The organism is Streptomyces sp. NPDC026500, from assembly GCF_055567635.1.
On sequence record NZ_JBVHQB010000010.1, the window covers coordinates 163,975 to 189,915 of the forward strand.

General features: G+C 70.1%; 22 protein-coding genes and 1 pseudogene. 15 read left to right on the forward strand and 8 right to left on the reverse strand.

Annotated elements, in window-relative coordinates; all coding sequences use genetic code 11:
- Positions 1-116: 116 nt before the first annotated feature.
- Positions 117-1,535: a DUF2252 domain-containing protein gene (locus ACZ4N5_RS20130; RefSeq protein ID WP_467758412.1), complete on the forward strand. Its 1,419-nt coding sequence runs from the start codon at positions 117-119 to the stop codon at positions 1,533-1,535.
- A 255-nt stretch (positions 1,536-1,790) separates the two neighbouring features.
- Here ACZ4N5_RS20130 and ACZ4N5_RS20135 read toward each other — a convergent pair whose 3' ends face one another.
- From ACZ4N5_RS20135 to ACZ4N5_RS20155, 5 genes are all read right to left on the reverse strand, one after another.
- Positions 1,791-2,066 (reverse strand): amphi-Trp domain-containing protein, encoded by a 276-nt coding sequence (locus tag ACZ4N5_RS20135; protein WP_467758413.1) that lies wholly within the window; start codon positions 2,064-2,066, stop codon positions 1,791-1,793.
- Between the two features lie 416 nt (positions 2,067-2,482).
- The gene (locus ACZ4N5_RS20140; protein ID WP_467758414.1) at positions 2,483-3,004 is read right to left on the reverse strand and encodes a DUF1269 domain-containing protein; all 522 of its coding nucleotides are present in this window, start codon (positions 3,002-3,004) and stop codon (positions 2,483-2,485) included.
- Positions 3,005-3,032: 28 nt separating this feature from the next.
- Positions 3,033-5,387 (reverse strand): arylsulfatase, encoded by a 2,355-nt coding sequence (locus tag ACZ4N5_RS20145; protein ID WP_467758415.1) that lies wholly within the window; start codon positions 5,385-5,387, stop codon positions 3,033-3,035.
- 1,031 nt (positions 5,388-6,418) lie between these two features.
- The gene (locus ACZ4N5_RS20150; RefSeq protein WP_467758416.1) at positions 6,419-6,853 is read right to left on the reverse strand and encodes a hypothetical protein; all 435 of its coding nucleotides are present in this window, start codon (positions 6,851-6,853) and stop codon (positions 6,419-6,421) included.
- Between the two features lie 442 nt (positions 6,854-7,295).
- Positions 7,296-8,267 (reverse strand): formylglycine-generating enzyme family protein, encoded by a 972-nt coding sequence (locus ACZ4N5_RS20155; protein WP_467758417.1) that lies wholly within the window; start codon positions 8,265-8,267, stop codon positions 7,296-7,298.
- Positions 8,268-8,685: 418 nt separating this feature from the next.
- On the opposite strand from ACZ4N5_RS20155, the pseudogene ACZ4N5_RS20160 reads away from it, so the two are divergent.
- Positions 8,686-9,131: pseudogene (locus ACZ4N5_RS20160) on the forward strand (tyrosine-type recombinase/integrase); the annotation flags it as partial.
- A gap of 273 nt (positions 9,132-9,404) precedes the next feature.
- Here the strand turns inward: ACZ4N5_RS20160 and ACZ4N5_RS20165 are convergent.
- Entirely contained in the window at positions 9,405-9,542 is a 138-nt protein-coding gene (locus ACZ4N5_RS20165) for a hypothetical protein (RefSeq protein ID WP_467758418.1), read from the reverse strand.
- A 137-nt stretch (positions 9,543-9,679) separates the two neighbouring features.
- Here ACZ4N5_RS20165 and ACZ4N5_RS20170 point away from each other — a divergent pair, with 137 nt between their 5' ends.
- From ACZ4N5_RS20170 to ACZ4N5_RS20210, 9 genes are all read left to right on the forward strand, one after another.
- Positions 9,680-9,955, forward strand: a complete 276-nt coding sequence (locus ACZ4N5_RS20170) for an isoamylase early set domain-containing protein (protein ID WP_467758419.1) — start codon at positions 9,680-9,682, stop codon at positions 9,953-9,955.
- 75 nt (positions 9,956-10,030) lie between these two features.
- Positions 10,031-10,495, forward strand: a complete 465-nt coding sequence (locus ACZ4N5_RS20175; RefSeq protein WP_467758420.1) for a hypothetical protein — start codon at positions 10,031-10,033, stop codon at positions 10,493-10,495.
- A 92-nt stretch (positions 10,496-10,587) separates the two neighbouring features.
- Positions 10,588-10,740 (forward strand): hypothetical protein, encoded by a 153-nt coding sequence (locus ACZ4N5_RS20180; protein ID WP_467758421.1) that lies wholly within the window; start codon positions 10,588-10,590, stop codon positions 10,738-10,740.
- A gap of 111 nt (positions 10,741-10,851) precedes the next feature.
- On the forward strand, positions 10,852-11,298 hold the full coding sequence (locus ACZ4N5_RS20185) for a DUF6325 family protein (protein WP_467758422.1): 447 nt from the start codon (positions 10,852-10,854) through the stop codon (positions 11,296-11,298).
- A 642-nt stretch (positions 11,299-11,940) separates the two neighbouring features.
- Positions 11,941-12,798, forward strand: a complete 858-nt coding sequence (locus tag ACZ4N5_RS20190; protein ID WP_467758423.1) for an oxygenase MpaB family protein — start codon at positions 11,941-11,943, stop codon at positions 12,796-12,798.
- A gap of 63 nt (positions 12,799-12,861) precedes the next feature.
- Positions 12,862-15,141 carry a serine/threonine-protein kinase gene (locus ACZ4N5_RS20195; RefSeq protein WP_467758424.1) on the forward strand — a complete coding sequence of 760 codons (2,280 nt, stop codon included), beginning with the start codon at positions 12,862-12,864 and terminating at the stop codon, positions 15,139-15,141.
- Between the two features lie 149 nt (positions 15,142-15,290).
- Positions 15,291-15,710, forward strand: coding sequence for a YciI family protein (locus ACZ4N5_RS20200; RefSeq protein ID WP_467758425.1), 420 nt, complete (start codon positions 15,291-15,293; stop codon positions 15,708-15,710).
- A complete protein-coding gene (locus ACZ4N5_RS20205) occupies positions 15,707-16,852 on the forward strand; it encodes an RNA polymerase sigma factor (protein WP_467758542.1) in 1,146 nt (381 codons plus the stop codon). The genes ACZ4N5_RS20200 and ACZ4N5_RS20205 overlap by 4 nt, the downstream gene beginning before the upstream one ends.
- A gap of 184 nt (positions 16,853-17,036) precedes the next feature.
- Positions 17,037-18,602, forward strand: a complete 1,566-nt coding sequence (locus ACZ4N5_RS20210) for a phytoene desaturase family protein (RefSeq protein WP_467758426.1) — start codon at positions 17,037-17,039, stop codon at positions 18,600-18,602.
- A gap of 165 nt (positions 18,603-18,767) precedes the next feature.
- Here the strand turns inward: ACZ4N5_RS20210 and ACZ4N5_RS20215 are convergent, their stop codons facing one another.
- Entirely contained in the window at positions 18,768-20,594 is a 1,827-nt protein-coding gene (locus tag ACZ4N5_RS20215) for a serine hydrolase domain-containing protein (protein ID WP_467758427.1), read from the reverse strand.
- Positions 20,595-20,766: 172 nt separating this feature from the next.
- Between ACZ4N5_RS20215 and ACZ4N5_RS20220 the strand changes: the two genes are divergently transcribed.
- From ACZ4N5_RS20220 to ACZ4N5_RS20230, 3 genes are all read left to right on the forward strand, one after another.
- Positions 20,767-21,879, forward strand: coding sequence for an NAD(P)H-dependent flavin oxidoreductase (locus ACZ4N5_RS20220; protein ID WP_467758428.1), 1,113 nt, complete (start codon positions 20,767-20,769; stop codon positions 21,877-21,879).
- A complete protein-coding gene (locus ACZ4N5_RS20225; RefSeq protein WP_467758429.1) occupies positions 21,876-23,426 on the forward strand; it encodes an acyl-CoA synthetase in 1,551 nt (516 codons plus the stop codon). The genes ACZ4N5_RS20220 and ACZ4N5_RS20225 overlap by 4 nt, the downstream gene beginning before the upstream one ends.
- Positions 23,427-23,504: 78 nt before the next feature.
- Complete coding sequence (locus ACZ4N5_RS20230) at positions 23,505-25,004, forward strand: acyl-CoA synthetase (RefSeq protein WP_467758430.1); 1,500 nt, start codon at positions 23,505-23,507, stop codon at positions 25,002-25,004.
- A gap of 22 nt (positions 25,005-25,026) precedes the next feature.
- On the opposite strand, the gene ACZ4N5_RS20235 is transcribed toward ACZ4N5_RS20230, so the two are convergent.
- Positions 25,027-25,566: a low temperature requirement protein A gene (locus ACZ4N5_RS20235; RefSeq protein ID WP_467758431.1), complete on the reverse strand. Its 540-nt coding sequence runs from the start codon at positions 25,564-25,566 to the stop codon at positions 25,027-25,029.
- Here ACZ4N5_RS20235 and ACZ4N5_RS20240 point away from each other — a divergent pair.
- Positions 25,492-25,896 carry a hypothetical protein gene (locus ACZ4N5_RS20240; RefSeq protein WP_467758432.1) on the forward strand — a complete coding sequence of 135 codons (405 nt, stop codon included), beginning with the start codon at positions 25,492-25,494 and terminating at the stop codon, positions 25,894-25,896. The genes ACZ4N5_RS20235 and ACZ4N5_RS20240 overlap by 75 nt on opposite strands.
- Positions 25,897-25,941 lie beyond the last annotated feature (45 nt).

The window sequence follows — 25,941 nt, forward strand, 5'->3', positions numbered from 1 at the left end:
GACGCCGAACTCGACGTCATATTCTGCTCGAGGTCATGCTGGACGATCCGCGACCTCGGCGGCCGCCGAACCACCAACGCTCTGCGCGCCGACGACCAGATCGTGGAGCGTCTGCAATGACCCAGAACCGCCACTCCGGCATAGAGACGCGGCACCTCGATACGCAGGAGCGGGTCGACCGCGGCAAGGCGGCCCGATCCGCGGTATCCCGGTCCAGTCACGCCGAGTTCACGCCCTCTTCGAAGCGCCAGGACCCGGTGGACATCATCGAGAAGCAGTCCGCGACGCGAGTGCCGGAACTCGTTCCGATCCGCTACGCCAGGATGAGCGAAGCGCCGTTCCGCTTCTACCGCGGGGCCGCCGCCATCATGGCCGCCGACCTCGCGGAAACCCCCCGTACCGGGATCAGAGTGCAGTGCTGCGGCGATGCACACATGCTGAACTTCCGGTTGCTGGCCTCGCCGGAACGCCGCCTGATGTTCGACATCAACGACTTCGACGAGACCCTGCCCGGACCATGGGAATGGGACGTCAAACGGCTGTCGGCCAGCTTCGTCATCGCCGGCCGGGCCAACGGCTTCAGCAGCAAGGAGCGGGCGTCGGTGGTGCGAGCCGCCGTGCAGTCCTACCGCGAGCGCATCCGGAGCTTCGCCGGAATGGGCAATCTCGAGGTCTGGTACACCCGCTTCGACGCGGACGAACTGCAGCAGCAGTTCGCCCCGTTGCTGAGCGCCAAAGTGCGCGAACGCTGGGAGAAGACCCGGGAGCGGGCCCGTGCTCATGACACGCTGCAGGTCTTCGACAAACTCACTCACGTCATCGACGGCAGGCGTCTGATCGCTCCCGATCCGCCGCTGCTGATGCGGCTCCAGGATCTGCTGCCGGACACCGAACGCGGCAACCTGGAGAAGATGCTGAGCCGGCTGATCGAGCGCTACGGCCAGACCCTGCCGACGGACCGCCGGTTCCTGCTGGAGAGCTATCGCTTCGCCGACGTGGCCCGCAAGGTGGTCGGTGTGGGCAGTGTGGGAACCCGCTGCTGGATCATCCTGCTGCTCGGCAAGGACGACGAGGACCCCCTGTTCCTCCAGGCCAAGGAAGCCGACGAGTCGGTTCTGGCGCCTTACGTCGGCGACAGCGCATTCGGCACCCAGGGCGAGCGCGTCGTCTCCGGCCAGCGGCTCATGCAGGCCACCAGCGACGCTTTCCTGGGCTGGGAACGCCTCACGGGCATGGACGGTAAACAGCGGGACTTCTACGTACGCCAGTTGCGGGACTGGAAGGGAATCGCCGTGGCCGAGGACATGTCGCCGAAGAGGATGGCCCTGTTCGGCCGATTGTGCGGTGCCACGCTGGCCCGCGCCCATGCCCGGTCCGGGGACCGGATCGCGATCGCCGCGTACCTGGGCGGCGGCGACGCCTTCGACCGTGCGCTGGTGACGTTCGCCGAGCTGTACGCGGACCAGAACGAGAAGGACCACCGCGCCCTGGTTGATGCCATCAGCGCCGGACGGGTACCGGCCGAAGCAGCCTGAGAAGCCGCCGCCCGCACCATCGGCGACGCGTTCGGGCTGGAACTTCCCCGCGCAGAGGACCAGTAACGGCCGAGCCGACGCCGCGAGCCCCGCGCGCCGCCGTATGGGGCTCGCGGCGCCGACCGCGTACTCACACACAACCGCGACCGCAACGGACGACACCGACAAGAGAAGCGATGGGCAGCTACTGGTGGACGGACTACGCATTCCAGGCCATCTTGCGGGGACTGGCTCGCGAACTGTGCTTGGTGTTCCTCAGCTGCCGTCCCGGCCATCTTCCGGAGTGGCCACGGCTTGCCCAGTCTGCGCTGTCGACCACTTGAGCTCGATCTCCAGCTCGATCTCTCCGTCCCCGACCTCCACCTCGATTTCGCTGCGCAGTTCGTCTGGGATCTGCAGGCTCAGCTTGCCGGGGCCCAGCTCGAGCTCGGCTCGGCCGCCATGCCTCAGGGCGAGCGCGAGTGCCGCAAGCTGGTCAGCAGCCTCAAGGCGTGACAACGAACGCTTCTGCTCGAATTCGAGATCCTTCACGGATGCCTCCGATCCGGTAGAAAAGGCAAGTAACAGCCATTGTGGTGCAGTACGCCACGGCAGGCACCTCCGCCTCAAGTCACGAATCGCCAGCGCATCTCGTGCGCGGGTGCCATCGCCGGGTGCTGACCGACGCGGCTGTTCGTGGTCGGGCAACCGTGAGACACCGATCGCGACTCAGCGCGTCTCAGGCCCCGACTCAGGCCGTGTGCGATGAAGAGACCACCACCCCCTGGGCGGTGGTGGTCTCTTCCCCGCCCCTCGCATGAACGCCCCGTGGGGCCCCGCCCACGACCGAGAGAATTGCGAGGGCACGACTGTCGAGATCGTCCCGGTCAAGCCTGGGGAGTGACCGGTCGGCATGGTAGGTGCGGCCCTGTAGCGCGCAGCGTCGTGAAGCCGATTCGCTCACCTGGCTAAGCGTCAGGATCCGCTTCGGTCATCTTCTGTTGCGCGTCTGCGATCGCACCCTTCAGGGCCTTTACGTGGTGCCCTTCCGCCTCGCCGACCACCTTTCTGACGGCGCGGGTCACGGCCGGCTCGACCTTCCCGGCCGCCGAGCGCGGGTAAGCGACGATCAGTCCCGCGCCACCGAGGGGAATGGTGGCACCTGCCTGTTCCTCCAGCTTGGCAGAGGTCTTGTGCTCCAGGAGCTTTCCGGCCCCGGCGCCGATCGCCGCGCCGACCGCGGTCGCGGCAAGCAGGGGTGGCGCGAATAGCCCGACCACGAACCCGACGGAGCCCAGGCCCGCTGCGCCCTCGCGAACCATGTGGTCGGTCTGCTCCACCGAGACGTCGCCGTCGAGGTCCTTGGTGACGACCACAGCACCGTGTAGGTAACCGCCGCTGGCCAGAACCGCCTCATAGTCCACGTGGGCGGCGTCCTCCGACATGTATCCGCCGATCAGAACGTCGATCGTTTCGTCGTCGAATCTCATCGATCCTCCTTCGAGCTGCGAACACGTCTCACCCGGCGAGTCCGTTCCCGACGTGCCCGTGGTGGGTGGCGGCGTGCAGCTCGTCCTCGGCCTCGTCCGAGGAGTGCGGCTTGGTGTCGAAGACGACCTTCTTGACGGTGCCGGTGAAGGCGAAGGGCTTCTTTTCCTCGTAGCCGAGGTCGACGACCCCGCCGTTGTTGCGGCCTATGTCCATGCCCGCATAGGCAGAGAAGCGGACCGGGACCGTGTGCTCCATGCGTCCGGTCGCGACGACCTTTCCGTCGACCCGGAGGGTGACCTGCCCGCCGGTGGCGGGCTTGGGCGCATCAGCCGCGAACTCCATGCGTACGTTCACCTCACCTGCCGGCAACTGGACTTCGGCCTGCTGCCGGTAGACGAACACGCCCATCATCGAGTAGGTGTGGGTGAGTTTGCCGTCCTGGACGAAGAGCGAGAACCCGCCCAGATGGTCGCCCTCGGCCACGATCACGCCTTCGGCTCCCTCCGTGGGGACGTCCAGGTCGGCGCTGATCGTGTACGAGTGGTTGTAGATCCGCGGGATCATCCCCGACATCACGTTCTGGACGTCCCCCCGGTACTCGAAGCGGTCTACATCCGGCCGCGGCGGGAGAATGCCGAAGAACACGGACAGCGTGGCGAGCAGGGGAAGCACCTTGTACTTCTCCGCCTCCTGCCAGAAGAGCTCCCTCAACTCCGCTACCTTCTCGGGGTGATCCGCGGCGAGGTCTCTCGCCTGGGTGAAGTCGTCGGGCAGGTAGTACAGCTCGGTCGGGTCTGCGTCCGGATCCCAGACGCCCGGGGCGTACGGCCTGAGCGCATGGGGTGTGAGCACCCACGGAATGCGCTCGGTCTTCATCGCCAGCCACCAACCGTCCTTGTACATGGCGCGGTTGCCGACGCTCTCGAAGTACTGCTGTGTATGGCGTTCCGGCGCGGCCGCGTCGGACAGCGAGTCCGCGAAGGTCACGCCGTGGAAGGGCTCCTGCTCGATCCCGTCGACATGGGAGGGTGCCGGGATCTTGACGATGTCCAGGATCGTCGGCCCGATGTCGGTGATGTGGGTGAACTGCGAGCGCAGCGCTCCGGGGTCGGTGATGTGCGCCGGCCAGTGGACGACCATCGGGTCGCGCGTACCGCCCAGGTGCGAACCGACCTGCTTGCCCCACTTGAACGGGGTGTTGCCGGCCCACGCCCACGCCGCGGAGTAGTGAGGATCCATGCTCTGGGAGCCCCAGGCTTCGATGCCGCCGTAGCGCTCGGCCAGTTGGAGCTGCATCTCGTCGGTGAGCGGGATGCCGTTCTGCATCGTCATCTCGTTGAACGAGCCGGTGACGGTGCCCTCCATGCTGGCGCCGTTGTCACCCCAGATCCAGATGATCAGCGTGTTGTCGAGCTCGCCGAGCTCCTCGATCGCGTCGATGACCCGACCGACGTTGTAGTCGGCGTTCTCCGAGAATCCCGCGTAGACCTCCATCTGGCGGGCGTAGTACGCCTTCAGCCGATCGGAAATGTCGTCCCAGGCGGGGAATGCGTCGTCACGCGCCGTCAGTTCCGCTTCCGCGGGGATCACGCCCAGTTCCTTCTGCCGGGCGAAGACCTCCTCGCGAAGCCGGTCCCACCCCTGGTCGAACTTGCCTTTGTACTTGTCCGCCCATACGGAGGCCACGTGGTGCGGGGCGTGGCTGCACCCGGTGGCGAAGTAGGCGAAGAAGGGCTTGCGGGCGTTCTGCCCCCGGACGCCGTGAAGCCACCCGATGGTCTTGTCGGCCATGTCGTCCGGGAGGTAGTACGGGTTCTCCTTGTCGTAGAAGCCTTCCGGGACGCCGATGATCTTCTGGTTCTCGGCGAGGCAGGGATCCCATTGACCTGCGTCACCGCCCAGGAAGCCGTAGAAGTAGTCGAAGCCCCACCCGTTCGGCCACCGCGCGAACGGTCCGGCCGGACCCTGGTCGCCGTCGGGGGTCAGATGCCATTTGCCGAACGCCGCGGTGCTGTATCCGTTCTCCGACAAGACCCTCGGCCATGGCGTGCAATCACGCGGAACCATCGCCGTGTAGCCGGGGAAGCCGCTGGAGAACTCACCGACCGAGCCGAAGCCGACCGCATGGCTGTTCCGCCCGGTGAGCAGAGCCGCACGCGTCGGAGAGCACAGCGCCGTGAGATGGAACCGGTTGTAACGCAATCCCGCTTCGGCCATCTGGGTGAAGCGCGGGGTGTTGATGGGACCACCGAACGTGCTCGGGTTGCCGAAGCCGGCGTCGTCGATCAGCACCACCAGGATGTTCGGGGCCCCCTCCGGAGGCTCCGGGTGCCCGATGAGGTTCCAGTCCGGCTTCGATCCGTCGAGTGTTCTGTTATTCACCCCTTGGGATGGCGGCCTGCGTATCGGAAGCTTCGTGCGGTCGAGCTCACTCATCGTTTCCTACCTCCCGGTCATAACCATCGGCGCCGGTGTCAGTCGGTCATCACGGCGGCGACGGACTCGTCGCCGAAGCCCTCTCCTCAGCGCCCAAAGGGTTCGGGCTCGTTCGACCGAACGCTCACGCCGGCCCTCTCGTACCTGTTCGAGAAGAGCCGGAAGAAGCAGGTTGGCGGCCTCGGCCTCGACCGGGATCCAGCCCACTTCGTCGATCACGATCAGCGGGGAGCAGCCGAGCGTGACGGACTCGTCCTGAGTCGGCTGCTTGTGGTGGGTGCCGGCGAGGCGGTGGGGCCACTGGACGGATTTGGCGAACGCGACCCGATGACCGGCCTGCCCGGACCACGAGCCCGGACGGCTTTCACAGCGCGGGGGCCTTCATCGCGCAGGCGAGGACGGATCGACTCGGCTGCGGACGCAGTGATGGAAGGCGTCAGATGTCCTCCTCTCCGGCGCCGACCTCCATGACATGAACATGCGCTCTCAGGCGTCCAGTTCGTGTTGCTCGACCTCGAGCCTGTGGGGGGCTGGCATCGCGGCGCCCGGCAGGCCGCCCGGCGGCCTGCTGGTGGACGGCCTCGTCGTACAGAACGTCGGTCGCGGCGGCTTGCTCAGGGTCGGCGAGGCCCCGGTGCATGGCTCGGTGGCGGGCGTGGCAGGCCATGATGTAGTTGCCGTCGATGACGCTGCCCTCTCATTATCCGACCGAACCGTCCCGTCTGCGCGATGGCGAGAGGATGGACGGAGCAGTCCGGATGTAGTGGTCGCGGCCGATACGCGTGTGGAATCGCCACCAGTGCGGCGGTGAGACGGGCTGGGCGGCGCGGTCCGCATGTCGGCGGTCGACGGGCGGGGCGCCGAGCGGGGCCCGCAAAAGGTCACTCTGATTGCGAGCAGGCCCGCGAACGCGGCGGACCCGCTGGTCAGCCCCAGCGAACGACGACTCGACGTTCACTGGCGGCTGCGTCACGGCCTCAGGGAGCGCCCGTTGTCCGCTCGGGAGGAGTGAATGGACCATGTACCCGTTCGCGGTCCCCCGCCGGAGCGGCAGTCTCGATCCCGGCACCGCCCTCAACCGCCAGGGACACAACCGCGACGCTCTTCCCGAGACGTTTCACCTCGCCCGGCTCGGCCGCTCGGTCCGGGTCCGCCAGGTGGTCCGCCAGGACGAATTCGCTTCGGAACAAGAAGGGTGCCTTCTCCCAGACGAGAACATCGCGTACCCAGCGGCCGTATCCGCGCCGCCACTTGGCGGACAACCCGTCCACCTCGCCCTCGACCACACGGATCGCCCCCTTGAAGGAGTTGAGCTGACGGCGTATCCAACGTCGGCGCGCCAGCACTCCAGCCATCAGGAAGACAACCACGATCAGGTTCACTCCCAGCACGGCAAGCAATGCGATCAGCATGTTGCAAGTCTGTTGTGGAGCTGAGTAGTGCGCCTTTCGGCGGCCGTCGGGGGCGACATGGCAGATGCCGCCGCGTGCGCCCAGAGAGACGCCTCGGGTGTAGTGGGCGGGACGTGTGCCGATGCGGGTGTCGTTTGCTGCCGGCGTACGCGGCGGTATACGGCGACCCGTTTGGGCGACAACCGATGAAGGGCGTTTGTGCCGCCCCGCCGCACCATCCGCAGACGGCATCTGCCGCCTCTGGGCCGGGACTTCAGCCAGGATGCGGGCCTACAGCTACCGTGCGAGGCCGGCAACTGGGGAAGCATGCCGAGGGACCTCCGGCGGTCGTTCGGTCGGTGCGAGCGATCCGAGCGCGCGCTCGGATGCCTGCCGCGGCCTCCTGCGGAGCAGGTCGACCAGCGCGAGTGACCTCAGCATCGCAGAGAGACCTCTGTGTTGGTCATCCATCAGCCGGGCCCGCGCAACGGAAGCCGATGTTGCCGGTGGAGGAGTCGGGCGTGTTGGGCATCCGGGCGGAGACCCGGTAGCGGCGGCAGTACGAGGCGTGGCAGAGATAGGAGCCGCCGCGAAGCGCGCGGGCGATGCCGGTCGGTGGGCCGGCCGGGTCCTCGCGGGGGCCGGTGGCGTGCCAGACGGGGTGGAACCAGTCGGCCGTCCACTCCCAGACGTTTCCGGTCATGTTGTGGAGCCCGTAGCCGTTCGGGGGGAAGGCGTCCACGGGACAGGTGCCGAGGTAGCCGTCCTCAAGGGTGTTGTGGTCGGGGAAGGATCCGTTCCACACGTTCATCCGGTGCCGGCCGCCGGAGCGGAGTTCGTCGCCCCACGGGAAGGGCTGCTGTTCGAGCCCGCCGCGGGCGGCATACTCCCACTCGGCCTCGGTGGGCAGCCTTCGGCCGGCCCAGGTGCAGTACGCGAGCGCGTCGTTCCAGGAAACGTGCACCACCGGGTGTTCCGCACGCCCGTCGAGGTCGGAGCCGGGGCCGTATGGGTGCCTCCAGTCGGCGCCGAGCACCTCGCGCCACCACGGAGCGGCGGCGACCGCCCGGGTGGGCGGGAAGTCGTCGGGCAGCAGGCCGCTGAAGACGAACGAGGCCCCGTAGCGCTCGGCATCGGTGACATGGCCGGTGGCGGCCACGAACGAGGCGAAGCGGGCGTTGCTGACGCAGTGCGGATCGATGGCGAAAGGGCTGACCCGGACCCGTCGCACCGGACCTTCGCCGTCCGCAAGGTAGGCGAGCGCGTCATCGGCCCCCATACGGAACCAGCCACCGTCCATCCGAATCGGTCGCGGGCCGGCGGGGGGCACGCCGGACTTTTCGGCCGGCCGTGTCGAGAGAGTCGAGGCTTCCGGATCACCGGGCGCCTCCGGGCGGCGGCCGGGGGCGCAGCAGGAGGGAGTGTCTCGTGTCATGTGCTCGGCTTCTCCGTTGCTTGCTGGCCGAAAGAGTCCACGTCGCGCATGGTCCATTCCTCGCACACTGGACCGGCTGCCGCAGTCCCGGGCTGTCGCATCATCGAGACGCATGCGCGCAAGACCCCGGCCGGAAGAGCGTGACCGACCGGCAGAGCACGGCCAGGCGAAGCGTCGGGACGAAGAACGACCTTGATGCGGCGGAGCGACTGGCAGGCAGCTCGACGATGACCTGATGCATGCTGTTCGGGCCGGCGAACTCCAGGGCATGACCGGCAGCCGGATCTTCAGTGTCCCCGGGTGGGTCGCGAGGAAGGCGTAGCCCCGGGTGCGGTAGCCGTTGCGATGCGTCCCAATGGAAGGCGAGCGGCAGCCCGGCCGCAGGCGCCGTCTCCGCAAATCCTGTCGGTCGTTGGGTACTCAGCGCAGTCGCGGCGTCCTGTACGACGACGATCCCAAGAGCCGTCGTCGCCGTGTCGTCCCGTTGCCCGCGCTGTGCATCGCCCCGCTGCGCCGGCACCGGATGCGGCAGCACGGGGCAGGGCAGGGGAGCGGTGGCACGAGTCGGGCTACGTCTTCACGACCCGCACCGGGCGGCAGGTCGAGCCGCGGAACGTCTACCGGTCCTTCACCCGCGTCGCTGAGTCCGCCGGCCTTCGCGTGATCCGACTGCACGACGCCCGGTACGGCACGGCCACCCTGCTCACGGCGGCCGGGGTCGCGCCCCGCGTCATGATGGAGATCCTCGGCCACTCTCAGATCAGCATCACCATGGACGTATACACGCACGTCGTGCAGGACACCCAGCGTGAAGCCATGAGTCACGTGGACCGGCTGCTCAGGAAACGCCCCGGTCGTCAGTGACCGTGCTCGTTGATGTCAAAACTGGTTGTCAAAGGCCCCGGGCCATGATCGGTCCGGGGCCTTTGCCCATGTGCCCCCGGCAGGATTCGAACCTGCGACACCCGGTTTAGGAGTTCGATCCAACTCGACCTCGGCTGGGCCCAGTTGCACGACGTGGCTGACCGTTCGATCCGGCACGTATCCGGCACGTGCAGCAGAACTACCGGAGGCAGGGTTCGCGGTGGAGGCGCCCTCAGAACGAGCAGGTGTGTGCAACCGGGTGGCGGAGGTGCCTCAGTAGCCGGTGCCGCGCTTGACCCGGGCCCGCTCGGTCCCATGGGTCGCACCCTTGTCGTCCGGAGTGCGACACGCGTCGGCGATGTCCTGGCTCAGGCGATCGATCTGCTCGCGGCTCAGGGTCTCAGAACGCACGATTTCCCTTTGGCGAGCGTGACTGGAGGGTGGTCTGCGGCTCGAGCGGATGCGTCGGAGTGCCGTCCGCGGCCTCAGTACCGAAAATGGAGGCGATCCCGCCCGCCCACCCACCCGCGCCGTCAGGAGCAGAGCCCATGCTGGAACGCACGCTGCGCAAGGACCGCACCGAGATCACCTTCGTCCTTCCTGTCGACTCCCCGCCCGGACCGGTCAGCGTGGTCGGCGACTTCAACGACTGGCAGCCCGGTGTCCACACCCTGCGCCCGCGCAAGGACGGCAAACGTGCCGTCACGGTCGAGCTGCCGTCCAAGAGCACGCACTCCTTCCGGTACCTGGCCGCGGGGGACTACTGGTTCAACGACGAGGGTGCCGGCGATCAGGACGGCGCCAACAGTCGCCTGCATACCTGATCGGACCAACAGGCACGACGCAGTTGCGCCTTCCGTCTCCTGGCCGACATCGCCCTGCGCGCGCTGTTCCCCGCCGTGAACGACCCCGCCACGGTGGTGGAGGCCCTCCGGATACTCCGGAGGGCCTCCACAGTCCGCCTGTCGCCGGTGACATCGGTCGGCTGCACGTCCACGACGGCGCCGGGGAACTGCCCGTGGTGGGATGGCTGCCCGGGCTGGGAGGACTTCCTTCACACAGGCGTCGACGACGTCATCGGCTCCGCTCTCGGCTTCCCCATGGTTCTGCTCCGGCTCCGGAAATTGCTCCAGGATTTGAGGAAACCGGCCGTTCTTGTGGGCCGGAGGAGGAGCGGTCAGGTGATGCCTCGGCGTCGACCGATCCCCTCGGCCATATGGAACACAGCCAAGTCCGGGCCGGCATCTCGCGGTCGAACAGACGGCATCTGCCGTCTCCGGACTGGGACTTCGGCCAGGATGCGGGCGTGGCGCTACCGTGCGAGGCTGGCAGCTGAAAGCCGAGGGACCCACGCCGACCAGTGAAAATCCGCTCCCGCACCCTCTCGGCAGGGTCGATGCGGCTTGCACCTCAATGATGGACCGAGAGGCAGAACCGCCTCATTCTGGGCATCCTCATGGCCCTCGCCGACGGCGCGTCGTACCAGTGGCGCGGGATCGCGCCCGCGGGGCTTGCCGTGATCGCCGACTTCCTCTGCTGGACCCTCCACCATTTCGGGGCCACCGTGCTCATCACCGCCGACACCTTCATCAATGTGCGCCCTCAGTGATCGGCCGGGCGAAGAGGCGGGCAAGTCCGAGCGTGAGGTCTCAGAGCTGTCGGCTGCCGAAAAGGCCCTTGACCCCGAATGGGTGCTCATCGAGAGAACGGACGCAGAAAAATGACATCTCCTGACACCGACGAACTGGGACCGGTCGACTATGTCGTCGTCGAATTCCCGCCGGACACCTCGCACTTCACCGGCGAGATGGCCGCAGAGCTCGACAAGCTGGTCACCTCGGGGACCATCCGGGTCTTGGACCTGGTCATCCTGACGAAGGGGGCAGACGGCGAGCTCGACGTGATGGAGGTCGATGCCCCGGACAGCGTGGGCGAACTCCGCGCCGCGGAGGCGCAGCTGGCCGGCCTGCTCGCGGAAGAGGACGTGGTCAACCTGGCCGCAGCCATGGAGCCCGGTACGACAGCCGGGGTACTGGTCTGGGAGAACGTGTGGGCGGGGCCCTTCGCATCCGCCGCACGCCGCTCGGGAGGCCAGCTCATCGCCAACGGACGTATTCCGATCCAGGCCATCCTGGCCTCGATCGAAGCCGACGAAGAAGGAGAATGAGATGCCTCTCGGACCCATGCGCAGAGGACGACGCGGGGTCATCGACCGCCCTGTCGTTCGCACAGCGGCTGTCGCGGGCACGGCAGTTGTCGTCGCCCACGGGGTCGGTCGCCGCAGTGACCGTCGCGAGGACCGCCGCGATGACCGTGAAGACCGCCGGGACGACCGCCGAGACCGGCGCTGATTCGAGCCTCTGGACGCGGTCGCCAGGTCGAACTGGGCCAACGCATGGGGCTATCGTCGCCTGCCGGACTTCGCCTGCCGGACTTCGCCTGCCGGACTTCGCCTGCCGGACTTCGCCTGCCGGACTTCGCCTGCCGGACTTCGCCTGCCGGCACGTTCCCGGCCGCCGATGCCGGGCTCTGGAAGGAGCCGGCAATTACGGAGCCAGCCTGGCCGCCTCGAAGACCTCACGAAGCCCGGCCTCGAGGTGGTGCTCTGCGACAAGGAGGTGCCGTGCGGCGCGCCCTTGAAGCGGGCATCGTCCGGGTGGGTGATGGGATCGCGTCGCGGGAGACTTCGTGAGCACCCGCGGAACAATCGAGCGCCTGCGACATGGGTCCAGGAGGGCGCAAAGGCTGCCAGGCCGTGGCGCCCCGCCGCCACGTGTGCCGGCTGTCGGTTCTGGGCACACCTGACGGAATGGATCTCACTGGAGTCGCCGACCCCGGACTCTTCGGCCCCGAATCGGTCACCTGGCAGATGCACGGTGACCCCATGATGTGGGTCGCCGGGATCCGCGCGCTCTACCTTCAGGCCCTGCACCCGCGCGTCGTACGCGCTGTCGTGCAGAACTCCGACTTCCGGAACGACGCCTGGGGCCGGCTGAAGCGCACCGCGAACTTCGTCGGAACGACGACGTACGGGACCGTCGAGGCCGCGGAGCGGGCAGCGGCCCGGGTCCGGACGATTCACCGGATGCTCACCGCCACCGACCCGGACACCGGTGAGTGCTACGGGGTCGACGATCCAGAACTGCTGCTGTGGGTGCACTGCACGGAGATCGACTCCTATCTGCACGTCCTGCGGCGTTCCGGCTTCCGGCTCACGGACGCGCAGGCCGACCGCTACATCCGGGAACACCGGGTCGGCGCGCGGCTGGTGGGGCTCGACCCCGACCAGGTGCCGGCGAACCGGGCCGAACTGGCCGCGCACATCGAGAAGACGCTCCCCGAACTCGCCGCGGGCCCCGAAGCCCGCGAAGTCGACGACTTCCTCCGGCGCCCGCCCGTACACCCGCTGCTCGTACCGGCGCGCGCACTGCTGTGGCGGCGCGTGGCCGGGCTCGCGTACGCCGCTCTGCCGCCGTACGCCCACGTGTTGTACGGCAGGGCGGCGCCGTCGCCCGCGGCGGTGACCCGGCGGCTGCGCGTCACGGGCACCACGCTGCGCTGTGTCCCCGCACGGCTGCGCTGGCAACTCCCGCCCAAACACATTCTCTCGGCCATGTCACGGCTCGGCCCCGGCTCGCGCCCGGCGCCGTACAAAGTCGGCAGATAGCTCGTCATACTGGACGGGGCCGGGGGGCTCGGGGCTGAGCAGTGACGGGGGCGATCACTCGAGATGGCGGAGAGCAGGCTGATCCAGGAGCGTTACCGGCTCCTCGATCCGATCGGGCGCGGCGGCATGGGCGAGGTGTGGCGGGCGCGGGACGAATCGCTGGGCCGCCAGGTGGCCGTCAAGTGCCTCAAGCCGCTCGGCCCGCACCACGACCCGTCCTTCACCCGCGTCCTGCGCGAACGATTTCGGCGCGAGGCCCGGGTCGCCGCGGCCCTTCAGCACCGAGGTGTGACCGTCGTCCACGACTTCGGCGAGTCCGACGGTGTGCTGTACCTGGTGATGGAACTGCTGGAGGGACACAACCTCGGCCAGCTCCTGGAGGAGAACCACCACCATCCGCTCGCGGTCGCCGAAATCGTCGACATCGCCGACCAGGTGACCGCCGCGCTCGCGTACACCCACCAACAGGGCATCGTGCACCGTGACTTGAAGCCGGCGAACATCATGCGGCTGACCGACGGCACCGTGAAGATCTGCGACTTCGGCATCGCCCGCCTCGGCCACGACATCGGATTCACCTCGCGGCTCACCGGCACCGGCATCGCCATGGGCACCCCGCACTACATGTCGCCGGAACAGATCGGTGGCTCGGAGGTCGACCAGCGCAGCGACCTGTACTCCTTCGGGTGCGTGCTCTACGAAATCGCCACCGGAGCACCGCCGTTCGACCTCGACGACGCCTGGGCCGTCCTCGTCGGCCACCGCGACACCGTGCCCGAGCCGCCGCGCAGCCACCGGGCCGAAATCCCCGAGTACCTGGAGCGGATCATCCTCGACCTGCTCGCCAAACGGCCCGAGCAGCGGCCGCGGGACGCCCGTGAGCTCGCCCGCCGCATCAGCGCCGGACGCACCACGCCGATGTACGTGCCGACGGTGGTCGCTCCGGCCCTGCCGCACCCCGCCAGGGGGCAGCACTCTCCTGGGCCCCGGGGCCCGTCCCGACCCGAGCAGCCGCCCTCCCGCGCACCCCGGCTGCCGTCCTGGACCCAGGGCATGACCACCGGCCACAAGGCCACCGGCGCGGGACTGCGCGCCACCCCGCCGGACGCCTCCGGCGGCCTCACCGGTGAGTGGACGGCCCGCCCCTCCACCGCTGTCGCGCCCGCGGCGGGTCGCAGCGCACGGCCCACCCCCGCACCGGAGGCGCTCACCGCCCTGGCGGGGCGGCACAACGCCGGACTGAGCCTCGGGCGGCTCGGCCGGTGGACCGAGGCGGGCGAGGTGCACCGCTCGGTCGCCGCCGAACGGGAGCATCTGCTCGGGCCCGATCACCCGGACACGCTCGCCAGCCGTTACGAGGTCGGCTTCACCCTCAGCCGCACCGGACGCCCCGCCGAGGCTCTCGGCGAGTACGCGCGCGTCGCCCAGGCCAGGGAGCGGGTGCTCGGCGCCGAGCATCCCGACACCCTGGCCGCTCGGCAGGAAATGGCCTACGTGCTGGGCCAGTTGGGCCGTCACTACGAGGCGCACCAGGCCTACACGTCGGTGCTCTCGGCCCGGGAGCGCGCGATGGGCCCCGACCATCCGGACACGCTTCGCTGCCGCCACAATCTCGCCTTCAACCTCAGCAGGCTAGGACGCCTGGAGGACTCGTACCGCATGGCGAGCGAGGTCGCAGCAGCCCGCGCCCGGGTGCTCGGCCCGGCCCACCCCGACACGCTCGTCACCCGCTACGAAGTCGCCTATGCCCTGGGCCAGTTGGGGCGCTGGACCGAGGCGCTGCTCACCTACCAGGAGGTGGCCGGGGCCCGTGCGCAGGCCCTGGGCCCGGACCATCCGGACACGCTCGCCGCCCGCTACGAGGTGGGCATCAGCCTCGGCCGGCTCGGCCGCAGCGCGCAGGCACTGGAGCTGTACCGCTCTCTCGTCGACGACCGCACCCGGGCACAGGGCGCCGCGCATCCCGAGACCCTGCGGGCGCGGCACGGGCTCGGCGTGAACCTCGGTCGCCTGGGCCGCTGGGAGGAGGCTCTCGCCGAGTCCCGTGACGTCTGCGCCATCCGCGAGCGCGTGCTCGGCGCCGATCATCCCGACACCCTCGTCAGCCGCCGCGAGGTGGCCGTCGGGCTCGGCTGGCTCGGCCGCTGGGCCGACGCCCTCACCGAGTACCGGCGCGTCGCCGCCGCCCGCGAGCGCGTGCTCGGCGCCGACCATCCCGATACCCTCGCCAGCCGCAACGACGAAGCGCACTGCCTGGAGCAGCTGGGGCACGGGCAGGAGGCGGTGGAGCTGTACCGCAGGGTGGCAGCCCTGAGGCAACAGCGGGCGGCCGGAGGACGCTGACCGCGGGGCCGACCGCCACGCCGCCGCTCACCCGGACTCGTCCACGAGAACCAAAAAAACGTGGCCGGTGATGTCGAGAACCCGTGGCCCGCTCCGTCCCAGCAGTGAACGCGACCACAATGGATCGCACCAGTACGAGGAGAAACACCATGGCCAAGTACCTGCTGCTCAAGCACTACCGTGGCGCCCCGGCTCCGGTCAACGACGTGCCCATGGACCAGTGGACACCCGAGGAGATCTCGGCGCACGTGCAGTACATGAACGACTTCGCGGCCCGGCTCGAGAAGAGCGGCGAGTTCGTCGACAGCCAGGCGCTCGCCGCCGAGGGGGCGTTCGTCCGGTACGACGGCGAGGGCCGCCCGCCGGTCACCGACGGCCCGTTCGCCGAGACCAAGGACCTCATCGCCGGCTGGATGGTGATCGACGTCGACACCTACGAGCGCGCCGTCGAACTGGCCGGGGAACTGTCGGCCGCGCCCGGCAAGGGCGGCGAGCCGATCCACGAGTGGCTCGAACTGCGTCCCTTCCTGGGCGCGCACCCCACGGTCACGGAGTGCACTCTGAAGTGAACGACGTCCTGCTCCGGAGCCTCACACCGAGCGTGCTCGGGATCCTCGTCCGCCGCGGAGCCGACTTCGCGGCGGCCGAGGACGCCGTGCAGGACGCGCTCGTCGAGGCGGTCCGCGTCTGGCCGGCCGACCCGCCGCGGGACCCGAAGGGCTGGCTGGTCACCGTGGCCTGGCGCCGGTTCCTCGACGCGACCCGGGCGGACGCCGCCCGTCGCCGGCGCGAGGACCTCGTCGACGAGGAGCCGGCACCCGGACCCGCGCCGACGGTGGACGACACGCTCCAGCTCTACTTCCTGTGCGCCCACCCGGCGCTCACGCCGTCGTCCGCCGTCGCGCTCACCCTGCGCGCCGTCGGCGGGCTCACCACCCGCCAGATCGCCCAGGCCTACCTGGTGCCCGAGCCGACGATGGCGCAGCGCATCAGCAGGGCCAAGCGCACCGTCTCCGGCGTGCGGTTCGACCAGCCCGGCGATGTCGCCACCGTGCTCCGCGTCCTCTACCTGGTCTTCAACGAGGGCTACTCCGGCGACGTCGACCTCGCCGCCGAGGCCATCCGGCTCACCCGGCAGCTCGCGGCCGCGATCGACCACCCCGAGGCGGCGGGGCTGCTCGCCCTCATGCTGCTCCACCACGCCCGGCGCGCCGCCCGGACCGCGCCCGACGGCAGCCTGGTGCCGCTCGCCGAACAGGACCGCGGGCGGTGGGACACCGAGTCGATCGCCGAGGGCGTCGGGATCCTCCAGGCGGCCCTCGCCCGCGACCGGCTGGGCGAGTTCCAGGCCCAGGCCGCCATCGCGGCCCTCCACGCCGACGCGCCCACCGCCGAGGAGACGGACTGGGTACAGATCGTCGAGTGGTACGACGAGCTCGCGCGCCTGACCGACAGCCCGGTCGTCCGGCTCAACCGCGCGGTGGCCGTCGGTGAGGCGGACGGGCCGCGCGCCGGCCTGGCGGCCCTCGCGGCGCTGCATGACCAGCTGCCCCGGCACACCGCGGTGGCGGCGTACCTCCACGAGCGCGACGGCGACCTGGCGACGGCGGCACGGCTGTACGCCGAGGCGGCACGGAAGGCGCCCAACCTCGCCGAGCGCGACCACCTGACGCGCCAGGCCGCCCGGCTCAACACGCGGCGGCCGCGCTGAACGGTCGCGCCGACGGGTCGCGCCCGCATTCTTGCGCGGCACGGGCGCGGCCCCGCGGCCGGAGCGGTCGCCTCGACGTGGGCAGGCGGCCCGCAGTCCGAGACGTCCGCGCGTCCCCGTACGGTTGCCCGCCGCTTGCCGCGCACCTCTGGCCGACGTAGATCATCACGTGCTACGAAGAACCATGCCTGTACACGAGGGATATGACGCCGTGATCGTCGGCGGAGGCCACAACGGACTGGTCGCCGCCGCCTACCTGGCGCGGGCCGGTCGGTCCGTGCTCGTGCTGGAGCGCCTGGGGAACACCGGCGGCGCCGCCGTGTCCACCCGGCCCTTCGCCGGAGTCGACGCGCGGCTGTCGCGCTACTCGTACCTGGTGAGCCTGTTGCCCCGGAAGATCGTGCGGGACCTGGGGCTCGACTTCCGGGTCCGGGGCCGCACGGTCTCCTCGTACACGCCCGTCGAGCGCGACGGACGGCCCACCGGGCTGCTCGTCGGCGGCGGCGAGCGGCGCACCCGCGAGGCGTTCGCCCGGCTGACGGGATCGGAGCGCGAGTACGAGGCGTGGCAGCGCTTCTACGGGATGACCGGCCGCGTCGCCCGGAGCGTGTTCCCGACCCTCACCGAACCGCTGCCCACCCGCGAGGAACTGAGGACGCGCGTCGACGACGAGGAGGCCTGGCGGATCCTCTTCGAGGAGCCGGTCGGCACGGCCGTCGAGGAGTACTTCACCGACGACCTCGTACGCGGTGTCGTTCTCACCGACGCGCTCATCGGCACCTTCGCCGACGCCCACGACCCGTCGCTGCGGCAGAACCGCTGCTTCCTGTACCACGTGATCGGCGGCGGCACCGGAGCCTGGGACGTGCCCGTCGGCGGGATGGGCGCCCTCACCGACGCGATCACCGGCGCGGCACGCGCCGCGGGCGCGGTGATCGCCACCGGCCACGAAGTGCTGCGGATCGACACCGACGGCGAGTCCGCCGAGATCACCTACCGGACCGCCGACGGCGAGGGCGTCGTCGCGGCCCGTCACGTCCTGGTGAACGCCTCGCCGCAGGAGCTCGCGCACCTCACCGGAGACGAGCCGCCGACCCCCGCCGAGGGCGCCCAGCTCAAGGTGAACATGCTGCTCAAGCGGCTGCCGAGGCTCCGTGACACCTCCGTCGACCCCCGCGAGGCGTTCTCCGGGACCTTCCACGTCGCCGAGGGCTACGAGCAGCTGGCGACCGCCCACGCGCAGGCCGCGGCCGGTGAACTGCCGGTCGCGCCGCCGTCCGAGATCTACTGCCACTCGCTCACCGACCCCAGCATCCTCGGCCCGGACCTCGTCGAGCAGGGATATCAGACCCTCACGCTCTTCGGCCTCCACACGCCCGCCCGGCTCTTCGAGCGGGACAACGACGCCGTACGGGAGGAGCTGCTGAAGTCGACGCTGGCCCAGCTGGACGCGCACCTCGCCGAGCCGCTGGCCGACTGCCTGGCCACCGACGCGGACGGGCGGCCGTGCATCGAGGCGAAGACCCCGCTCGACCTGGAGCGGGACCTGCGCCTGCCCGGCGGCAACATCTTCCACCGCGACCTCGCCTTCCCGTACGCCCAGGAGGGCACGGGCCGCTGGGGCGTCGAGACCCGGCACGCGAATGTGCTGCTGTGCGGGGCGGGCGCGGTACGCGGCGGCGGGGTGAGCGGAGTGCCGGGCCACAACGCCGCGAAGGCCGTACTGGAGTCCCTGGGCCAGGGAGGCTAGGCCGCCCGCGCCGCCCGCGCCGCCCGCGCCGCCCGCGCCCGGAGTGCCCCGAGGGCGCGGGTGGCGTCGGCAGCCTCGGCGAGTCGGGATTTCGGTGGGCGCCGCGGGTGTCGCCGCGGGTGTCGGCGGAGGCGGTCGTGCGCGGGCGCCCCCGCCGACCTGCCGTCAGTCGCGGGACTGCACCCAGCCGACGGCCGAGATCCGCCCCGCGTCCGCCGGGCGCGTCTCGTCGAAGACGACGAGCCCTGCGGCCTCGACCCGCAGGGCGTCGACGTACGCGCCGCGGCCGACGTACAGCCGGTCGGTCGTGTACCGCCAGCGCAGCGAGAGCGCCGGCGCGCTCGGCAGGTTCGCGCCGAGCCGGTGCCACACCCGCCCCGACCAGCCGGTGGCCGTACCCGCCGGATGGTCCTCCGGGTCCTCGGACCGTCGCCGGGTCGTGAAGGGGACCGGCTGCCAGGTCGTACCGTCGTCGGTCGAGGACTCCAGGAACAGGACGTCCGACAGGGGCTCGGTGTCCCACCACAGCGCGCAGTCGAGGCGCGTGGGCGCCGCGGAGGTGTCGAGCGCGGGCAGTGTGAGTGTCGCCGTCGTCGCGCTCGCCATCCCCGAGAACCAGGAGGTACGACCGCGCACGGGACGCACCGGGACGGCCCGCGCCAGGTTGTTCCCGGCGGCGACCCGGGGAGCGGAGCCGGATCGCCAATTGCGCACGGGATGGACGGAGTTGCCGAGGACGATCAGGAAGGAGTCGGTCGTCGGGTCGAGGACGAGCGAGGTGCCGGTGAAGCCGGTGTGGCCCGCCGTGCGCGGTGTCGCCATCGCGCCCATGTACCAGTGCTGGTCGAGCTCGAAGCCCAGGCCGTGCTCGTCGCCCGGGAAAGCGGTGTTGAAGTCGGTGAACATCAGGTCCACCGTCTCCGGTCTCAGGATGCGCGTCCTGCCGTACGCACCGCCGTTCAGTAGCGTACGGCCGAGGATCGCCAGGTCCCAGGCGCGGGAGAAGACGCCCGCGTGACCGGCGACCCCGCCCAGGGAGTACGCGTTCTCGTCGTGGACCTCACCCCACACGAGCCCGCGGTCCAGTCCCGACCAGGGCAGCCGGGCGTCCTCGGTCGCGGCGATCTCCGGCTTCCAGGAGGCGGGCGGGTTGTAGCGGGTGCGGTCCATGCCGAGGGGGCCGGTGATCTCGTCGCGCAGGAGTGTGTCGAGGGTCCGGCCGGTGATCCTCTCCAGGACCAGTTGGAGCGAGATCAGGTTCAGGTCGGAGTAGAGGTAGGCGGTGCCGGGCGGATGGAGCGGGACCTCGTCCCAGATGAGCTGGAGCTTTCCCTCGTGGGTCGGCGCCTTGTACAGGGGGATCCAGGAGCGGAACCCGGAGGTGTGGGTGAGCAGTTGACGGATCGTGATGTCCTTCTTGCCGCCGCCCGCGAACTCCGGGAGGTACGAGGCGACGGTGGCCTCCAGCTCCAGGGCGCCGCGCTCCATCTGCTGCACGGCGAGGATCGAGGTGAACAGCTTCGAGACGGAGGCGAGGTCGTAGACCGTGTCCATCGCCGCCGGGATCTGCCGGTCGGCGGGGAACTCCACACCGGTGTCCGTCTTCTCGTCGTACGCCGCGTAGCGCACGGCCATGCCGATCGGCTGGTGCAGGGCCACGGTGCCGCCGCGCCCGGCGAGCAGGACGGCTCCGGCGTACCAGGGGTACTTGGGGGAGGGGTCGAGGAACGTCTCGGCGTCCGCGACCAGTTGGCGCAGATGGCCGGCGAGCAGTCCGGCCTGTCCGGGGGTACCGTGCTTCAGGGTCTGGCGGCCGTTCCCCGTCGAGGCCGCCGCCGGGCCCGCCGGGAAGGGCGCGAGGGCCAGCGTCCCGCCCACGGCCAGTAAGCCCCTGCCCCATTGACGACGGGTCAGCGCGCCGCCCGTTCCGGCCCGGTCGCCCCCCGTTCCGGCCCGCTCGCCTTCCGTCCTGCCTTTCGCGCCTTCGGTCATCGAGAAGCCTCTCGCTCGCGTCGCCTGAAAGTATCTTTCCGGGTCTGCCGTGCCGAGTGAAACTTTCTCGTCAGGGGCGGGCGTGTCAACCCTCCCCGGCAGGCCTAAAGAGATCTGACGGAGTATCAGAAAAGGCCTTCCCTCGTCCGGACGTCTGCGGCATCCTGCGCCCATGCAGACGGAGCTGAGCAAGGAACTGGGAGTCGAGCACGCCATCTTCGGCTTCACGCCGTTTCCCGCCGTCGCCGCGGCCATCAGTCGCGCGGGCGGATTCGGTGTGCTCGGCGCGGTCCGCTACACAGCCCCCGTCGACCTCGAACGCGACCTCGACTGGATCGAGGCGAACGTCGACGGCAGGCCCTACGGCCTGGACGTCGTCATGCCCGCGAAGAAGGTCGAGGGCGTCAGCGAGGCCGACGTCGAGGCGATGATCCCCGAAGGGCACCGGCAGTACGTCAAGGACACCCTCGCCAAGTACGGCGTGCCCGAACTCGCCGAGGGCGAGGCGTCCGGCTGGCGCATCACGGGCTGGATGGAACAGGTCGCCCGCGGCCAGCTCGACGTCGCCTTCGACTATCCGATCAAGTTGCTCGCCAACGCCCTGGGTTCACCGCCCGCCGATGTCGTCGAGCGCGCCCATGCCCAGGGCGTGCTCGTCGCGGCCCTCGCGGGCAGCGCCCGGCACGCGCGCAAGCACGCCGAGGCGGGCATCGACGTCGTCGTCGCGCAGGGCTACGAGGCCGGCGGACACACCGGGGAGATCGCCTCGATGGTGCTCACGCCCGAAGTCGTCGACGCCGTCGGCCCGTTGCCGGTCCTGGCGGCGGGCGGCATCGGCAGCGGACAGCAGGTGGCCGCCGCGCTCAGCCTCGGCGCCCAGGGAGTGTGGCTCGGGTCGGTCTGGCTGACCGTCACCGAGGCCGACATGCATTCGCCCGCCGTCACCCGGAAACTGCTGGCCGCCGGTTCCGGTGACACGGTCCGCTCTCGCGCCTTGACCGGCAAACCCGCACGCCAGCTGCGCACCGAGTGGACCGACGCCTGGGACGACCCGAACGGGCCCGGCACACTGCCCATGCCTCTCCAGGGACTGCTGGTCGCGGACGCCGTCTCCCGCATCCAGAAGTACGAGGTGGAGCCGCTGCTCGGCACACCCGTCGGGCAGATCGTCGGCCGGATGAACAGCGAACGCTCCGTCCAGGAGGTCTTCGACGACCTGACCCGGGGCTTCGAGCGAGCCGTCGACCGCATCAACCGCATCGCGGGCAGGGGGGAACAGGCATGAGCACATCACCCAACGGTTTCTGGGCCCAGGCCACCGCCGACCCCGAGCGCGTCGTCCTCGTCACCCCCACCGGCGAGGAGTGGACCGCGGGACGGCTGCACGCGGCCGCCAACGGGCTCGTCCACGGACTGCGCGCCGCCGGCCTCCGGCGCGGCGACTCCTTCGCGGTCGTGCTCCCCAACGGCGTCGAGCTCCTCGTCGCCTACCTCGCCGCCTCGCAGGCCGGTCTCTACCTCGTCCCCGTCAACCACCACTTCGTCGGCCCCGAGATCGCCTGGATCGTCTCCGACTCCGGAGCCAGGGTCCTCATCGCCCACGAACGGTTCGCCGACGCCGCCCGGCACGCGGCCGACGAGGCGAAGCTGCCCGCGGAACAGCGGTACGCAGTCGGCGAGATCGAGGGCTTCAGGCCGTACGCCGAACTCCTCGACGGACAGCCGACGTCCGCGCCCGCGGAGCGCATTCTCGGCTGGGTCATGAACTACACCTCGGGCACCACGGGCCGCCCGCGCGGCATCCGGCGCCCGCTGCCCGGCAAACTCCCCGAGGAGTCGTACCTCGGCGGCTTCCTCGGCATCTTCGGCATCAAACCCTTCGACGACAACGTCCACCTCGTGTGCTCGCCGCTTTACCACACGGCGGTGCTCCAGTTCGCCGGCGCGTCCCTGCACATCGGGCATCGGCTGGTGCTGATGGACAAGTGGACGCCCGAGGAGATGCTGCGTGTCATCGACGCACACAGCTGCACCCACACTCATATGGTGCCGACCCAGTTCCACCGACTGCTGGCCCTCCCCGACGAGGTGAAGGCCCGCTACGACGTCTCCTCGATGCGGCACGCCATCCATGGCGCGGCCCCCTGCCCCGACCATGTGAAACGAGCCATGATCGCGTGGTGGGGCGACAGCGTCGAGGAGTACTACGCGGCCAGCGAGGGCGGCGGAGCCTTCGCGACCGCCGAGGACTGGCTGAAGAAGCCCGGCACCGTCGGCAAGGCATGGCCCATCAGCGAACTGGCCGTCTTCGACGACGACGGCAACCGGCTGCCGCCCGGTGAACTCGGCACCGTCTACATGAAGATGAGCACCGGAGGATTCTCGTACCACAAGGACGAGACCAAGACCCGGAAGAACCGCATCGGGGACTTCTTCACCGTCGGAGACCTGGGCTGCCTCGACGAGGACGGCTATCTCTTCCTCCGCGACCGCAAGATCGACATGATCATCTCGGGCGGGGTCAACATCTACCCGGCCGAGATCGAGGCGGCCCTGCTCTCCCACCCCGCCGTCGCGGACGCGGCCGCCTTCGGTATCCCGCACGACGACTGGGGCGAGGAGGTCAAGGCCGTGGTCGAGGCCGCCCCCGGCCACGAACCCGGTCCGGCGCTCGCCGCCGACATCCTCGGCCACTGCGAGCGCCGACTCGCCGGGTACAAGCGGCCCAAGAGCGTCGACTTCATCGCGACCATGCCCCGCGATCCCAACGGAAAGCTGTACAAGCGACGGCTGCGCGATCCCTACTGGGAGGGCCACACGCGAGCGATGTGACCCGGTTCCCCTTCCAGGGCTGTCGCGCCACGCCGCCTCACTTGACCTCGCCCTTCCGCGGATCGAGGATCACGTGTCATGAAGCCTGGACACGGCAGTACGGTCGACGGGGTGCTGCGCCGCAGCGCCCGGCGCACACCGGCGCGGCGCGCCGTCGACTACCGAGATCGCTCCTGGACGTACGCGGAACTCGACGAAGCCGTCTCCCGCGCGGCGACCGTCCTCCTCGACGAGGGGCTGTCCCCGGGGGACCGCGTGGGCGCCTACGGCCACAACTCGGACGCCTATCTGATCGGCTTCCTCGCCTGCGCCCGCGCGGGACTCGTGCATGTGCCGGTGAACCAGAACCTGACCGGCGACGACCTCGCCTACATCGTCGGCCAGTCGGGCAGCACCCTGGTCCTGACCGACCCCGACCTCGCCGGCCGGCTCCCGGAGGGCGTACGGACCCTGCTGCTGCGCGACACCGACGACTCGTTCCTCGCACGCCTGGACACGGCACCCCCGTACGACGGTGACGAGCCGCGCGGTGACACGCTCGTGCAGCTGCTCTACACGTCGGGCACCACCGCACTGCCCAAGGGCGCGATGATGACGCACCGCGCCCTGGTGCACGAGTACCTGAGCGCGATCACCGCTCTCGATCTGAGCGCCGGGGACCGGCCGGTCCATTCGCTGCCGCTCTACCACTCGGCGCAGATGCATGTGTTCCTGCTGCCCTATCTCGCGGTCGGCGCATCGAACACCATCCTCGACGCACCGGACGCCGGTCAGCTCTTCGACCTGATCGAGGCCGGCCGCGCGGACAGCCTGTTCGCCCCGCCCACCGTGTGGATCGGCCTTTCGAACCGCCCCGACTTCACCGACCGCGACCTGAGCGGCCTGCGCAAGGCGTACTACGGGGCGTCGATCATGCCGGTCCCCGTCCTGGAACGGCTGCGCGCACGGCTGCCGAAGCTGGCCTTCTACAACTGCTTCGGCCAGAGCGAGATCGGCCCTCTGGCCACTGTGCTGGGACCCGACGAACACAAGGGCCGGATGGACTCCTGCGGACGCCCGGTGCTGTTCGTGGACGCGCGGGTCGTCGACGAGGACGGCAAGGACGCGCCGGACGGGACGCCGGGCGAAGTCGTCTACCGCTCACCGCAGTTGTGCGAGGGCTACTGGGACAAGCCCGAGGAGACGGCCGAGGCGTTCCGCGACGGCTGGTTCCACTCGGGGGACCTCGCCGTGCGCGACGCCCACGGGTATTTCACGGTCGTGGACCGGGTGAAGGACGTCATCAACTCCGGTGGTGTGCTGGTCGCTTCGCGGCAGGTCGAGGACGCGCTGTACACCCATCAGCAGGTCGCCGAGGTGGCGGTCGTCGGGCTCCCCGACGAGCGCTGGATCGAGGCCGTCACCGCGGTCGTCGTTCCGCGGGGCGAGGTCACCGAGGACGAACTGATCGCCCACGCACGCGAGAAGCTCGCCCACTTCAAGGCACCCAAACGCGTCCTGTTCGTGGACGAACTGCCCCGCAACGCCAGCGGAAAGATCCTCAAGCGGGAACTGCGGGACCGGTTCGGCGACGCGTAGCCGACGGCGGGGACGACGTCCGCTACTCGCGAGGGTCCTTGCGCCGGTTGTCGTCCTGATGTTCCGCGACCTCCGGTGCTTCCCCGGCCGCGGACCCCTCCTCGTGGGACAGGCGGTAGGCCACGGCAAGTCCCCAGGGGACGCTGAGAAGGAGGACGAGGGCGAGGCCGAGAAAGAGTGGAGCCGGGCGTGCGGCACCGACTCCCACACATACGACCGCCACGGCGACGCAGGTACCGGCCAGCGGCCGGTAGAGCCCGCGGTCCGGACGCCAGACGCGCAGGGAACTCGCGACCAGCATCGTCGTGCACAGCACGAGGGCCGCACCCCCGCCGAGCACCCAGGCCGTGCCGGCGGGGGTCCGGCTGTCGTGGGCGTGTTCCACGAGGCCGCTCATCGCGGCGCCCATGACGGCCACCGCGGCCGTGAGCGGCAGGTGAACCAGCATCCACTGCACGGTGCTCGCGCGGGTGGGCCCCGGCCGCCGGTGTCCGGCGAAGTCGAATCGGTGCCCTTCGACGCCGAGGACCTGCCCGGGTACGCCGGCGCGGTCTTCGACCACCTCGTCGCCCGGCCGGACCTGATGCGCCTACGGCTATGGAAACTGCTGGAGCGCCCCTCCGCCACCGGACTCGAACCGAACGCCTTCCGGCGCAAAGCGGCGGAGGTGGCCGACGCGCAGCACCGTGGCGAGGTCACCCAGGAGATGGAGCCCGGCGATCTTCTGACCATGGTTCTGGCCGCGGCCCAGGCGTGGTTCTGGGCGGCCGAGGGCGTCGACCCCGAGGAGGTCGCACAGTCCTGGTCGGCGCAGCGGCTGGCGGCCCTGCACCGCTCGGCGGTCGTCGAGGCCGCCCGCCGGATGACCGAGCCGAGGACCGCCGGCGGGTGACGGCCTCGTAGGCCGGGGCGGCGTTCGGTCGCACATGCGAGGGCC

Excerpts from the sequence above, each read along its gene's own strand:
- ACZ4N5_RS20190 (WP_467758423.1), top strand. The coding sequence starts at position 11,941 with ATGGATCTCACTGGAGTCGCCGACCCCGGACTCTTCGGCCCCGAATCG.
- ACZ4N5_RS20210 (WP_467758426.1), top strand. The coding sequence starts at position 17,037 with ATGCCTGTACACGAGGGATATGACGCCGTGATCGTCGGCGGAGGCCAC.
- ACZ4N5_RS20195 (WP_467758424.1), top strand. The coding sequence starts at position 12,862 with ATGGCGGAGAGCAGGCTGATCCAGGAGCGTTACCGGCTCCTCGATCCG.
- ACZ4N5_RS20155 (WP_467758417.1), bottom strand. The coding sequence starts at position 8,267 with ATGACACGAGACACTCCCTCCTGCTGCGCCCCCGGCCGCCGCCCGGAG.
- ACZ4N5_RS20215 (WP_467758427.1), bottom strand. The coding sequence starts at position 20,594 with ATGACCGAAGGCGCGAAAGGCAGGACGGAAGGCGAGCGGGCCGGAACG.
- ACZ4N5_RS20200 (WP_467758425.1), top strand. The coding sequence starts at position 15,291 with ATGGCCAAGTACCTGCTGCTCAAGCACTACCGTGGCGCCCCGGCTCCG.
- ACZ4N5_RS20220 (WP_467758428.1), top strand. The coding sequence starts at position 20,767 with ATGCAGACGGAGCTGAGCAAGGAACTGGGAGTCGAGCACGCCATCTTC.
- ACZ4N5_RS20225 (WP_467758429.1), top strand. The coding sequence starts at position 21,876 with ATGAGCACATCACCCAACGGTTTCTGGGCCCAGGCCACCGCCGACCCC.
- ACZ4N5_RS20185 (WP_467758422.1), top strand. The coding sequence starts at position 10,852 with ATGACATCTCCTGACACCGACGAACTGGGACCGGTCGACTATGTCGTC.
- ACZ4N5_RS20170 (WP_467758419.1), top strand. The coding sequence starts at position 9,680 with ATGCTGGAACGCACGCTGCGCAAGGACCGCACCGAGATCACCTTCGTC.
- ACZ4N5_RS20180 (WP_467758421.1), top strand. The coding sequence starts at position 10,588 with ATGGCCCTCGCCGACGGCGCGTCGTACCAGTGGCGCGGGATCGCGCCC.
- ACZ4N5_RS20130 (WP_467758412.1), top strand. The coding sequence starts at position 117 with ATGACCCAGAACCGCCACTCCGGCATAGAGACGCGGCACCTCGATACG.
- ACZ4N5_RS20230 (WP_467758430.1), top strand. The coding sequence starts at position 23,505 with ATGAAGCCTGGACACGGCAGTACGGTCGACGGGGTGCTGCGCCGCAGC.
- ACZ4N5_RS20140 (WP_467758414.1), bottom strand. The coding sequence starts at position 3,004 with ATGAGATTCGACGACGAAACGATCGACGTTCTGATCGGCGGATACATG.
- ACZ4N5_RS20150 (WP_467758416.1), bottom strand. The coding sequence starts at position 6,853 with ATGCTGATCGCATTGCTTGCCGTGCTGGGAGTGAACCTGATCGTGGTT.